A 14194-nucleotide genomic window follows, 5' to 3' on the forward strand; every position below is an offset into this window, starting at 1 on the left:
TCCCCCTCTAACTCACGCGGGGGTGGTGTCGCCGGCCGATTCACGCAAGTGATGAAGTCACCACGCCACCCCTGCCTTTTATTTCAACCCACGACAAGGAAGTCGTCATGAAATCGCTATGGAAATACTGCGCCACCGCTGCGTTCATCTGCACCCTCTCGCTGTCTGCCGGATGCCATTCGCTGCCATGGGTTGGCAATCGAAAGGACGAACCGTCTATGACCGCTCAGCAATATGCCGAACAAGCTGCTGCCAACATTCAATACGACACGACGGTCGACCTCGATTCTGACTGTCAACCGCCAGTAGCAATCTCGTTCTCCGCTGCTTCCACTTCGGCTTCCACTTCGGCATCGCCCCGCCCTTCGTCGGGCGGCGGCAGCTGTTGCCACTAACGCTGGCGGAAGCCTTCAAATGAAAATCGCATCCTGATGCCCGCTTCGGTGGTTGCCGTATCGAGTGATGCGGCGATCATGAGCAAGATGGCCGATGAGCTCCAAACAGAGAGCGTCCAATCGCTCGTGCTAACCACCGAAGGTTCCCACCATCGAGCCTTGAAAGCAGTCGACCGCATCGGTTTCCAAAATGTCGCCCAAGCATCACTTTTTCAGCTTGGCCCGATATGCCGAGCAACGTGCCCAACACTCTCAGAAACAAGCGGCTTCAAACTTGGCCGCTATGTTGGTGATAAACACTGACAACCGCGGCCGGCACGACCCCCGTACGAACCACCTCGCTCGCAATCGGTCCAGCACGGAGAGTGACATCTAAACCAACGGGCCCGATTCTTGTTTTGCATATCGCCAGAGCTAACGCCAACCAAACGAGGTTGTCTCGTTTTCGGATACTTAGCGATCTGATAAACTCTGTAAATGAGTCAAGCCAAACTAGCATCTGATGTCTCGCCTACCAGTTTAACGGCTGGCAAAGGTACATTCTTTGAGGTCGACGTCGTCGCTGCATGTCTAGTCGAACTGCTAGCGGAGCAAACATTTCAAAACCAGCAAGGCACGCGACTGGTGCAGGTTAGCGTCCAGAAGCAAGATGACCGATGGAAGCTCGACGACCTCTTGTTGCAATATGAGTCGAATGGGGCCGAAGATTGGCTAATTCCGGTAAGCGTAAAGAGTTTTTCGTTATTTTCAAAAACTGCGGAGCGCCGCGAGTTCGTTCACCATGCGTGGTCAGACCTCATTGCGACAGAAAGAAGGCCTCGAACATTCGATCTTGCGCGTGACCGCCTTGGACTGTTCGCCAAGTTCGATGGTTCTCCACGGCTAACCCAAATTGAAACCCTGGTCGAGAAAGCACGCGCGCAGAACGACAGCTTTACAACGCGTATTATAGAACCAGGAAATCTGCAGGATGCAAAGAAATGGCTGCAATGGCTTGAACTACCAGCCTCGCTCGCAGATGTTGCTCCGGACGGCAAGGATTCGCTGCAAAACTTCATAGCGTCCTTGTTGGTCCGAAACTTTGACTTCGGATCCACAACATCCCTCTCATTGCAGACCGTGCAAGAACATTGCCGCCTAATGTGCGTGCGAGAAGAATCTGCCTCGGGAATAAAGTTGTGGCGAGACATCTGGGATATTGCGAAGACGCTTCGATTGTCCGGCGGCGACATGGATCGAGGCAAATTGATTCATTGCTTGAAAACTTCCATTCAATTGAAGGCATCACCAAGATTTAACGCTGCGTTTCAGATTTTACGTTCAAAGTCTGATGACGACCTACAGCTACAACCAAGAAGACTTGGCGGGAAAGTCGAAGTCGCCCGTACCGAGGTTGACACTTTGATCGACGACTACTTGGGCTCTCAAGATCCAATCAACGCATTTGTCCTCGGTGATTCAGGAGTTGGCAAATCCACGGCTGTTGCAAACGCAATCGACAAAAGTTCTTCACTCACTGAGTCATTCTTTTTTCGTCTCGAAACGGCGTGCGAGATTGCAGACAATGAATCAACATTGTTCGCGCCATATACGATTCGCGAGATATTTTCGGGAACGTCCGAGCGATCCAAGGTCATTGTGATCGACGGCATCGAACAAGCGGCAAATCGCAGTCAGATCAGAAACTTAGCGAAATTTGTTCTAGCAGCACAGGATCTTTCAACTTTGCGTGTTGTCTTGGTTTGCCAGCGAGAGCAATACCAACGCGTGTTGCGATTTCTTGATGACAACAATGTTGATGCGAAGACTTGGAAACGCATTATCGTCGATAGCTTTTCGACCACTGAGGCTCTCGCAGCGATCAAGTCACGGCCATCATTGATGCGTCTTTATCTCTCACCAAACCTTCCGTCACTTTATCGACGCCCCATCATTCTTGACGCATTCTTGCGGATAGCGAGCGAGCAAGATGTCAGTCATCTGAACGCAATCGGTGAATCCCACCTGATTCATTGGGTTTGGGAGCACCGTATTTCGGTCGAACATGGAACGGACGTCAGTAATTTGCTACTGGAGCTTGGTCGACGACAGGGGGACGAATCGGAGTTGGAAACAACTCAATCTCTCCTCCCAGCGTTTGCAAGGCCGATTGACACGGCAGTGAATGGATCACTTTTGGTGCGGAACCAAATGAAGCTTCGTTTTGCTCACGACATTTACGCAGATTGGTCTCGGATGCTGTGGCTTCTCGACCAGGGCAGTTCGATGTCTGACGCCCTCGAGGTAAAAAGCTCGCGGCCGAAATGGTATCGCGCCATCCGAATGGTTGGCATTCACTTCCTGGAGCAGCATACGTCGACAGAGACTTGGCTCCGGTATGTTGGGAAAGGAACCGCTGTTTCAGACCTATTCCTCGATGCCGTTGTCTTCTCTGCAAATCCGGACGAGCTTTTGGAAAACCTGTCCGAATCATTGTTTGATTCAGACGCGCTGCTTGCCAAACGTCTCGTACGGCGAGCCATGGTGATTTGCTCGGTCCCCGGATTGCTTGCAGCCCGTAAAGAAGCGGCTGGCGAAGAGCTGACCTCAGTTCTTCGAACGATACAGCGTGATCCGAAGCCATATTTAGCCGCGTTCGGTTCACTACTGCAGTTTTTGGAGCGGCACGTTGGGGCTGTCGTCGAACACATGCCACATGATGCCGCGAAAATATCGCAGATGTGGCTTGAAATGACCCCTACACACTGGGACTTCCGCGCTGAGGCAAGCAAGATCGCTATCGCTGTGTGTGAAAGCCAGATAGCGAGTAAAAGACGGTGGTTTAGATCAGATGATGAGGAACGCGAAGACATCTTCAAGGCTGTCTTTTTTGCATTTGAAGAGGATCCACAGAGAGTGACTCCACTTCTGCTCGATGCTGCCGGTTTGAACCCAGATCACCATCAAGCGAGACGTGCGCGAGAGAGAGCATTGGAGTGGGAGAAAGAACGTAGTGAGATTCTTAACGAACCTGTTCGCGATCTAACCCCATGGCCCAATGGTCCGGCATATCCTCCTCACGCTGCGTTCCGAAAAGCTTGCCTGGATGGCGACGCGATGTGGCCAATTTTCAAGGACGCCCCTGATCTGGCGACACGCCTTATTCTCGCCGTTTCGATTAAGGTCCGATCGGAAGATGTCGACGAGGGGTATCACGCTGGTGGCGTAGTCTACAACGAAAATGGCATCGAGAGACTTTTCTTCTCGACGACTGGAAAGCACTATCGCCAAGGACCGTACCTATCGTTCTTAGCAATCAACCCAAAAGCTGCCATCAAGCTGATCTGCGAGTTTGCAAATTTCGCTGCTTCCCGTCAATTGGCAAGCATTGATAGTAGCGGATCAGACGCGGTACTGTCGCGTGTGCGATCTCCGCTGAAACACGGCGTCGATTGGCAAGGAGACGAACACAGCTTTCACTGGAATCGAGGGCTCATGTCGGCGTGCGAGTCCATGGTGCCAGCGTTATCTGCCTTGGAAAAGTATCTTGGCGATCAGATGGAGTCGGGCAAAAACGTCGATCAGCTGATAACACAGCTGTTGCAACAATGCGAGTGTGTCGCGATAGCTGGCGTCCTGTTTGACCTTGGGCGGCGTCACCCATTGCTTTTTCAAGGCCCCCTGAAACCGCTGCTCACTTCGCCTGTTCTTTTGTTGTGGGCGGAAACCATTTCGGCCAACCCAAAACAGCCAGGTTTTTGCAATGTGTCGCTGGACTATGACGAATGGTTCTTTGACGAGCATAAAGCGTGGCTTCTCGCAGGATTTCGGTCAAAGAGCATTGTCGAAATCGCGGAATCGGTTCTTGATATTGGTGAATTGGACTGGAGTGATCCGGCAACTGAAAATCTGAAGCGCCTGGTGAATTCGACCGATCGCATGAGTGATGTTCTCAATGCGATATCCGCCCTAGCGGCAAGACGAGGAGTCGGACAACCTATCGTCCTTGACGAAACGGTCGATCCGAAACTTGTCGAAACCGAAAGCGAGCCGCCGGCTATTGAGCGGAAACTATTGCAGGATGCAATTGCTGAGGCTCAGGCGATTGAACATTGGTTTTACCTGAACAACCAGTTTCCGGAATCCGAACTATCTAGTCTTGCCAAAGAACTTCTGGCTCAACGCGTGGAATCGGATGACCCGGTCGTTGCCGCGGTCCAAAGCAACAACCGATTCGGATTGCTTTTGCTTCTTCTGTTACGGCATGAGCAGTGGCTCGTTGAGAATGGACTCGAGGATGAGACTGTCTCGGCGATTCTGACGTTGGTACAAAAGCCAATGATCGAGCTGCCAGATGAATTGATCGAAGCCGGAGCAATTCCTCAGTTCTTAGATCAACTGGCCGAATTTTCTGTCTACTTGCTCGCGAGAGATGCTGGCAACATAGATTACAGAAAGTGGGTATTTCAGTGCATCGTGAGTCATCGCGGTCACTTGCATGGTGCGATCACTCGCGCGGCATGGGGGCGTTGGACGCGACTTGGCCCGTGGGGGCCGCGGATCATCCGACTGATGTTCGACACCGCATCCGCTTTCTGGTATTCGCCACCCGGCTATCCGACGCTGCCGCGGGACTCGGCCGGATTTGATAGAGATGCTTGGCTGACGAGCCGCGAAGAACAGTTTTTGGCTGGTACATACCAGGACAGCATTCCCGTTTTGGACGAATTGTCACTCACGCCGCCGAAGTTTTTTTGGGCCAACTGGAGAACTTCGCGTCGGTTTGATGATGATAAACAGTGCTACAAGCAGCTGCCCGTCGAGGAGACGATTCTTGAGACTATTGTCAGGAACACACCTCTATGTGTCCGCGCAGAAAGTGAGGACCAGCGGTCAGCCAGAATGGCAACGGTCCAAGTTCTGCTCGACTACGAACTCGAGATTCTGAGAGCATATTCGACGGAAGGCGAGCTCATTGACCGACAGGATGACGATTATCCAACGATGTATGGTCAACGCGCGATACTGGAACGCATCGGAGCGGAGCTCAAATACACCGTCGATCCAGAACACGCTGCGTTGCTATGGCGGCAAGTTTTTGATCTCGGCGTTAGATCTCCGAAATGGATTGAGCAACTCATTCATTCCTGGCTGGGACCGATTATTGCTGAGCCGGTCGATGCCGCAAAGTTCGCTCAGACCTGGCTGTTAATGCTCCGGTACGTTGAAAACCACGACGGTTGGAAAGATCCAAAGGTCGGTGAAGGTTGGAAACCTGCTCGTGCCGAATTGCTAGCATTGCTGCTGTGCGTGGACCGGTCGTACGAGAGCTTTTGGAATGATTCTCACGCTGAACTGATCAATTCAATGAGAGAACCGATCGAGCCATTTCTCCGAGAGGTGGTTGAGGACCCAACCACGGCAGCGTCTGCTCTTCGATGGCTCAGCCGCAAAGTCGGATCTTGTTTTCTTCCGCAAGCCATCTCCTGGTGCCAAGAAATTGGAAAGAGGTGCGAGTCGTCAGATGCGAATACCAGGCGAGTTCAGTCGCTTGTCATGTTTCTGGATGTCGCCTATCGCGAGCACACGAACGCCATGACCGGAGATTACCAAAAAGAGTTCTTCGACCTCGTCTCAAAGGTTGCAAGATCAGAAGATGCGATGGCAATCGAGCTACAGCAACGGATTGCTGATCTTTGATCGCTGGTGCAAGCCAATCTCTCGGTGACTGTTTGCCAATAATAGTGGACGCAATTTGCATCTGCGGACAAATAACTTTCACGATTTTCGGCGACCACGTCATCCCGCGAAACGAAGACATGTCCAACTCTCATTTGCGAATTGTCCGAGACAAACGCGTTGCCTTCCTCGCGTTGATCTAACCTATCGCGAACGTCGATGTTCGAGACCTAGCCCGCCCGCGTTGACTCCACAATCGCCCGCACCGTCGGCTATCCGTGAACCTTGGCGACGGGCACTACGTAAGTTGCGCGACCAAGAGCGTCGTGTCATCGAACGCTTTGCGACCTTTGCGAAATGTTTCGAGCGATGCCTCGAACTCTTGGATCAGTTCGTGCGCGTTCACGGTCGGAACGTTGCTCATCAGTTGCTCGATGCGTTCGGTGCCGTATTGCTCATCACTTGGATCAAACGCTTCAGTCACTCCGTCGCTAACAATGACTAAGCGAGCCGAATCGCCTATCGGGATTGTTTCTTCATCGTAGTGTGTATCATCCTCGACGCCCAAGATTAGATCGCCCACGTTCAATCGCATTGGCGTGTCGCTTCCAATCTGCAAGAACGGAAACTCGTGGCCAGCATTGGCGTAGGTCAGTTGCCTTCTTTTCGGATCGACGACCAGTAACGCCATCGTTGCAAAATGTCCCATCATCACGTACTCGCAGTAACGTTGATTGACATCTGTCAGTATTGCAGCGGGGCTGGACGACTTCTTTGCCGCTTCCGACACAAACGCTTTCAACAACGTCGCCGCCATTGCGGCCGGCACGCCGTGTCCCGATACATCTGCGACGCAGAGCAGGGATTGCCCATCGGACAATGGAATCACGTCGTAGTAGTCACCGCCAACATCGTCGGCCGGCTCGAATAATTCGGCGACGTCGATTCCAACCAGTCCATTCACCGTCGGTCGTAGGTTCTGTTGAATTTGACGCGCCTTTTCCATATGAACGCGATGGTCGCGCTGAGCGTGGTCAAGTGCCTCGGTCATCGCATTGATCTGATCGGCGAGATAGCTCAGTTCTCGACAGCTTCGTGTGCGTGCAATGACGCTCAGGTCTCCAACCGCAACACTCCGAAGCGCCGAAACGAAACCTTGGATCGGTTTGGCGATCAATTGCCGCAGCACTGCACTGACCACGAAGGATGCAATTGCTCCGAGCAACAACACCGCTAACATCTGGATCAACAACGACTGACGTGTTGCGTCCACGACCGCTGAACGTTTCTCGGAAATGTAAACAGTGCCCGATGGTCCAGCGAATGCCCCTACGACGATTGCGTCAGTGGCATTTGATTTGTCGACTGCTGAATCAGCAGCCGACCGCATTGCCAGGAGCATTTCGTCGGAGGCATGCCCATGCGAAACGGCTTGGTACGGCAGCCCACGCCAATCCGAAGCAATATGGTGACCTGGGGAATCGTCTGCGTTCATTCGAGCACAGACGTTGTCTACCAATTTTTGAATTGCCTCGCTGCCGTGGGGTTCAGCGACCAACAGAGACTCGTACATCGTTTTCGCTTCTTCGGTCAGCGCGATTTGTTTCTCGTTCAGATGCCGATCCATCCGCACGCGGTAGTCAACGACAAGAAACAGGACGACAAACCCAAAGAGAATTGCATTGACGAGGACAAGCAGTTGCCGGCTGATCGGCAACTGATGCCATCGGTGTTTGAATGTGTCCATAATGGAACCTTAAACAGAGAAGCCGAGCGAGTTTTCAAGGCTCGCCCGGCTGATGTGGGATCGAACCTCTTTGGATGCACGCCCCCGACGTTTCTTCACGATTTTTTGGAAAAACGTCGGGAGTTAGGAGTGGAGGAGGTGGGAGCCTACACAAGGATGCGTCGCTCCTTCACTTCTACCTCCTCCACCCCCAACTTTCCCTCACTCGCCGTACTTCCGAAAGACCTTCATCAGCTCTTCGATCTTCTCGTCACGGTCCTTGGCACTGCCACTCTTGATCGCATCACTGACGCAGGTGCGGATGTGCTGTTCCAAGACAATCTGGCCGACTTTGTTGAGCGCTCCCGTCGCGGCGGACAACTGCATCAGAATATCGACGCAGTATTCCTCATCCTCGATCATACGACCAACCGCTTCGACTTGTCCGATGACTCGTCGAAGTCGGTTGTTAAGCTTCTTTTTCTCGTCGTCTGAAAGCATTCGTGGAGGCTTTTGAAGAGGTTGGTTTCGCTGAGCGTTCAATTTTACACTCTAAACGGCTCCACGGTTAGTCCGCTTCACATCATCATCTTAGTCGCGGCTTCGTACTCACCAGGGTCACCGAAGCGTCGAACGATCTCAGCAAAAACCGCACCTTTTTCAACTGGCTGGTCGCTGTTCATCACCAACTCATACAGGTCGTCTGGAAGGACACGCAGCACAGTCATCAATCCCTTGACCGACATCGCGTAATTCGCTCGCATTCCGCGAACCTCTTTTCGGCTCCAAATCGCCTTCATAAATTCCTTGGACATCTCCATGCCCTGCATCTTCTGTGGGTAGCCTGGCGTCGCGAACTTGTCGCCTCGTGAAGGGTCGACTTGGGGCCGGCTGCTGAGATTCGCGAGGTACTGGTCGACCGAAGCGTCATTGCGAATTCGCGGTCCAACTTGTTTGACCATGTGGTTCATCATGTGATGGACCATGTGACAATGAAAAATCCAATCGCCGGGGTTGTTGGCGATGAACTCGAAGCTTGATGCTTGAGCGACACCCACCAGTTCATTGTTACGTGGCACCCAAGCACTCTTGGGAATGCGAGCTCCTTCGTGGCCGGTCACCCAAAAGGTGTGTCCGTGCAAGTGGACCGGGTGGTGTTGCATCGGGGCGAAATTCAACAGTCGCACACGAACACGTTCGCCGTGCTTGCAAACCAACGGCGTCGTGTAGGGACCACTCTTGCCGTTAATCGTGTGCCAATTCCAATCCATCGCCCACGAATCGCTGATCGTGTGCGTCGGCGGAACATGAAAATTCTGGAACAGCAATCCGAAATCACGATCCACTGGCGGGTCGAAGACTTTCTTGGGATGGACGATGAACCATCCGACTTGCCCAAACGCTTCTTGCATCGCAACATGCGAGTGATAGAAGAACGTGCCTTCTTCATGGATGTCGAACTCAAATACTTTCGTCTTTCCAGGCTTGATCGGGTTCTGTGTCAACGTGGCGGCTCCGTCATACTGAACGGGCAGCTCAAAACCGTGCCAATGCACGAACGTATCTTCCGGCAATTCATTGGTCACGATGATGCGAACACGGTCGCCTTGCGTGACTTCGATCGTCGGGCCAGGCATGCTGCCATTGTAACCGTAGACGTTCATTTTCACGCCGGGATGGAATTCTTGCTGAACCGCCATCGGCACAAGCTCGAACACCTTGACACCGTTGTCCAGTTTGTAAGGCAGCTTCGCGATGTCGGGAGCCTCGAACGGCGCAGGGCCATCAGCGGCTTTGCGAAAACCCGGAACCAGCTTGCCGATGTAATAGTCGGAATCGGGATCGAGACCGCGACTGGGCTTGAACCGAGAGAATCCGTCGTACTCGGAGGCTGGGAGACGGGGAGAAAGGGAGTCTGGGAGTGAAGGAGTGGGGGAGTTAGGAGTGGGGGAGCTGGAAGCGGGTTGCTGCGCGTCGATGTTGCCGCCGAGCAAGTTGGTGAAAAAGCCGGTTGCCGCAGCGATCGAGCCCGCTTTCAAGAATTTTCGTCGTTGTTTAGTATTCGACATGTTCAAGTTCTCTTAACAGATTGATAGTGTTTCGATTCGCGTAAATTGTGATGAATAGTGGAACGAAAAGGCACGCGACTCCCAGACTCCCCATCTCCCAGACTCCCCTCCTCCCAGACTCCCCATCTCCCAGACTCCCCATCTCCCAGACTCCCCATCTCCCAGACTCCCCTCCTACCAGACTCCCCATCTTTCTCAACGAGGCTTCGCAACCGCGTCGATGTGACCAGGTGGCGTCGGGCCGGGTGCTGCCATCAATCCACCATGCAGTAGGTAACCACGAACAAGAACTTCGTTCGTGCGGAGTTGTTCAAGATGTTGCACTCGGGTCAAACGTGAGTCGAAGTACTCCATCTGAGCGTCGAGCACCGTCGGCCAATCCACTCGGTTCGCTTTGTAGCTTTCCAACAACTCCTGGTAAGCCAATTCGGCTTCGGGGATGATGACGCGATCGTATTCGGTCGCAATTTGCAGTGCTGTTAAATACTGCTGATAAACGTTTGCCATCTGCTGCCCGAGCATCAACTCGGTGCGACGAACCTCTTCCTGTTGACGGCGGTAATCCAACTGAGCCTGACGAATCGTTCCCTGGTTGCGATCGAACACGGGTAATTGGATCGAAACTCCGGCCGCAGCAACGGTCTCTTTCGCGTCAAAATTGTAACCGGCACCCCCCTCGGCAACGATGTCCGGCACCCACTCAACTTGTTCTCGTCGAACCGTAACTTGGTCGGCCGCCAGCTTTGCCCGAGCAGCGGCAAGCTCTGGACTTTCCGTCAGCACTAAAGACATCGCTTCCTGATAAGAAAGCGGTTCACTTTGCGGCATCAGGTCGCCAGATACGACACCGTCGGTCAAGTCGACGCCAACGATCGCGACTAACCGTCGGAACGATTCGCGATAGTGGTTCTCTGCGGACAGCACGTCTAGCCTCGCTCGCTGAAGTGCAATACTCGACTTGCGAACTTGTGGCCGTGTTGCTTGGCCTTGGTTGTAAAGCTCGCGTGCAGTGACAGCACCGTCTTCCGCTGTCTTCAACAATTCTTTTCGCAGCTCGACGATTTCGTGAGCCGCTAACGCTCGGAAGAAATGAATGCGAACGTCATTGCACACGCGGAACTGTTGAGCCATCGCGAGGTGTTCGGAGATATGCGCACGACGCATGTACTTTTCACGACTCAATTTCAACTTCCCGGCCGTTACAAAACGCTGACTCACCGTCATGCCTTGAAACTCGCCCGGCGAATCCTTGTCGCCTTCGACATCAACTCCGATCTGTTCGCCGATGTAGTTCAGGATCGGGTTGGGGTACAAACCAGCCTGCAATGCCTTCGCAGTCTGTGCTGAAATCTGCAGTCGAGCTTGACGGATTGTGGGATTGTTCTGAGCCGCCAGCGTCAGGAAATCATCTAGTCTGTAACCTTGGACCTCTTTTTCCATGGGGAACACTTCCGCGATCATTTCGCCGGCGACGTGAACCGGAACTGGCGTGCCGCCGTAGTCGCTGCCGTCAATGCGAACACCCGGAAACAGTGGCCCGCTTGGATCGAGCTGATCTAAACCATAGGGCGCTACCGGAACCGGTGGTGGAGGCGTGTATGTGCGACCGACCGGCGAAGCCGGGCTGCCCATCGAAGGCATTTGGGCACTGGCGGCGGTACAAAACATTCCGGCAGTCGCAATGACTGTAAGTCCAGACTTGAACAAAAACGATCGCACTGAAATCACTCCTTTGATCTGAGCAGCGGCATGTCGGCTTGCCTTTTAGATCGGCAAGATACCTGCGAGGGGTATACTTTGCAGCGGACTTTCTCGAACTCATTTGCGGGAAGGGGTTCCAGTTGTACGGTCTACCGAGCCTATGCGCTGGTCGCAAATCGACCAACCGGAACTATGTGAGCTTGGCTGCCCGCAATCTCAATGCATTCGCAATCACCGACACACTGCTAAAACTCATCGCCGCCGCTGCAATCATGGGGCTGAGCAACACACCGAAGATCGGATACAGCAACCCGGCCGCGACCGGAATTCCCAAAGCGTTGTAGATGAAGGCGAAGAACAGATTCTGTCGAATGTTGCTCATCGTTTTACGGCTCAAAATCGCCGCCGCAGCCACTCCACGCAGATCGCCGCCGACGAGTGTGACACCAGCGGACTCAATCGCAACGCCTGTCCCCGTGCCCATGGCAATACCAACGTTCGCTTCGGCGAGTGCAGGAGCGTCGTTGATCCCATCGCCACACATCGCAACTGTCTTGCCTTGCTTCTTCAGCTCACGAACGAAGTCATGCTTTTCCTCGGGCGAAACCCCAGCATGAAACTCGTCGATGCCAAGTTTCGATGCGACGGCTTTCGCAGTCGGCTCGGCATCACCGGTCAACATCACGACTTTCAATCCCAGTTCATGCAATGTCGTTAGCGCTGCCGAAGTGCTCTCCTTGATCGGGTCAGTAATCGCGAGAATTGCCGCCAACCTTTTGTCGATCGCCACGAACACAACCGTCGCACCCTCGGCCTGATGCGATCCTGCTTTCTCTCGTCCTGCATCGACGCCCTCGATGCCTTGTTCGCCCAACAAGTCAGCTTTGCCGATCAAGACATCATGATCATCGACGCGAGCGCGAACGCCACCACCGGTGATACTGTTGAATTCACTTGCCTCCACAAGCTGCAACTCATCCGCCTTCGCTCGGCGAACGACCGCCTGAGCCAACGGATGCTCGCTCTGCGCTTCGACCGCCGCAGCCAACGTCAACACATCGTTCTCATTCCAGTCACCAAACGTCTCGACGCCCGTCACTTCCGGTCGTCCCTGGGTCAGTGTGCCGGTCTTGTCGACGACGATCGTGTCAACCTTCTCCATGACTTCGAGGACTTCCGCGTTCTTAATCAATACGCCTTCCTTGGCACCGCGGCCAACGCCGACCATCACCGACATCGGCGTTGCCAGCCCCAACGCACACGGGCAAGCAATGATCAACACTGCAACGGCCGCTACGAACGCATGAGCCAGTTGCGGCTCCGGACCAAACATAGCCCATCCGATGAACGCGAGAATCGAACAAACGATCACCGCCGGCACAAAGTATCGAGCGACCCCATCGACAAGTTTCTGAATCGGGGCGCGACTTCGCTGAGCGTCGGCAACCATTTGCACGATACGGTTCAGAACCGTATCCCCGCCAACACCGATGGCCTCCATCACGAGCGCACCGGTCTGGTTCAATGTCCCGCCCGTGATCTCGTCGCCTTCCACTTTCTTCACCGGCATCGGCTCGCCCGTCAACATTGACTCATCGACGCTGCTCGACCCGCTAAGAACTTTCCCATCGACCGGAACTTTCTCACCAGGACGAACTCGCAACCGATCGCCCTTGTGGATTGAATCGAGCGAGACGTCTTCCTCGCCATCGTCTGTGATTCGATGTGCCGTCTCGGGAGCAAGCTTCATGAGTTCGCGAATCGCTCCGCCCGTCTGCTGGCGTGCTCGCAGTTCCAACACTTGCCCAAGCAGCACCAACGTAATGATCACTGCTGCCGCTTCAAAATACAGAGGCGGGACACCATTCTCGAAGAAGGCTTCTGGGATCACACCCGGAAGCAAAACGACGACCAAACTGAACAGATAGGCCGCCAACGTTCCCACGGCAATCAACGAGAACATGTTTAGGTTCATCGTGCGAAACGACTTGGCTCCACGAACCAACAATGGCCATCCACACCAGAACACAACCGGCGTCGCAAGAGCCAACTGCAACCAGCCAAAGACGCTTTGACTCATCCAATCCGCGATCCGCAAACCCACCATCGGCCCCATCGCGATCACGAGCAATGGCACCGACAACGCAACGCCAACCCAAAAGCGACGTTTCATGTCGGCGTACTGTTTATCTTCACCCTCGTCATCCATCGAGACGACCTTCGGCTCCAAGTCCATCCCGCAAATCGGACAATCGCCTGGCCCAACCTGCTCGATTTCAGGGTGCATCGGGCAGGTGTAAATAGCATCTGGGTCCGCCGGCGAATCGCTCGCCTTGGTCGATGAGTGACCACCGCAGCACGAGGACTTGTTCGAGGTTTCCCGAATCTGTACCGCTGCGTCTCCACCGCAACAAGACGAACCGCTCGATGCCTCTCTCTGTGATCGCTTTGCCAGCACCCCAACTGGATCATCTTGGAACTTTTTCAAGCATCCATTGCTGCAAAAAACGTAATTCTCGCCGTCATACTCGGTCGATCGTGGGCTATCCGCCGGAACAGTCATTCCACAAACCGGGTCGATCTTTGTCGGCGTAGCGGCAACGGGCAGCGATGTCTTGTGCTTTTCGGCGTGGTCCATGATTTCT

Annotated in this window: 8 protein-coding genes; 3 read left to right on the forward strand and 5 right to left on the reverse strand. The window is 53.8% G+C overall.

All coding sequences use genetic code 11. The features are described from left to right. The first annotated feature begins 107 nt into the window (after window positions 1–107). From Q31b_RS15190 to Q31b_RS15200, 3 genes are all read left to right on the forward strand, one after another. Entirely contained in the window at window positions 108–395 is a 288-nt protein-coding gene (locus tag Q31b_RS15190) for a hypothetical protein (protein ID WP_146600547.1), read from the forward strand. A gap of 36 nt (window positions 396–431) precedes the next feature. Further along, window positions 432–698, forward strand: a complete 267-nt coding sequence (locus Q31b_RS15195) for a hypothetical protein (RefSeq protein WP_231617601.1) — start codon at window positions 432–434, stop codon at window positions 696–698. A 174-nt stretch (window positions 699–872) separates the two neighbouring features. Beyond that, complete coding sequence (locus Q31b_RS15200; protein WP_146600548.1) at window positions 873–6074, forward strand: ATP-binding protein; 5202 nt, start codon at window positions 873–875, stop codon at window positions 6072–6074. A gap of 277 nt (window positions 6075–6351) precedes the next feature. Here Q31b_RS15200 and Q31b_RS15205 read toward each other — a convergent pair whose 3' ends face one another. The 5 genes from Q31b_RS15205 to Q31b_RS15225 form a co-directional block, all read right to left on the reverse strand. Then, on the reverse strand, window positions 6352–7800 hold the full coding sequence (locus Q31b_RS15205) for a PP2C family protein-serine/threonine phosphatase (RefSeq protein WP_146600549.1): 1449 nt from the start codon (window positions 7798–7800) through the stop codon (window positions 6352–6354). 201 nt (window positions 7801–8001) lie between these two features. After that, the gene (locus Q31b_RS15210; RefSeq protein WP_146600550.1) at window positions 8002–8280 is read right to left on the reverse strand and encodes a metal-sensitive transcriptional regulator; all 279 of its coding nucleotides are present in this window, start codon (window positions 8278–8280) and stop codon (window positions 8002–8004) included. A 77-nt stretch (window positions 8281–8357) separates the two neighbouring features. Continuing rightward, complete coding sequence (locus Q31b_RS15215; RefSeq protein ID WP_146600551.1) at window positions 8358–9848, reverse strand: copper oxidase; 1491 nt, start codon at window positions 9846–9848, stop codon at window positions 8358–8360. Window positions 9849–10043: 195 nt separating this feature from the next. Beyond that, a complete protein-coding gene (locus Q31b_RS15220) occupies window positions 10044–11480 on the reverse strand; it encodes a TolC family protein (RefSeq protein WP_197171733.1) in 1437 nt (478 codons plus the stop codon). A gap of 259 nt (window positions 11481–11739) precedes the next feature. Continuing rightward, complete coding sequence (locus Q31b_RS15225; protein WP_146600552.1) at window positions 11740–14187, reverse strand: heavy metal translocating P-type ATPase; 2448 nt, start codon at window positions 14185–14187, stop codon at window positions 11740–11742. Window positions 14188–14194: the final 7 nt, after the last annotated feature.

It is taken from the genome of Novipirellula aureliae, from assembly GCF_007860185.1.
Lineage (GTDB): Bacteria > Planctomycetota > Planctomycetia > Pirellulales > Pirellulaceae > Novipirellula_A > Novipirellula_A aureliae.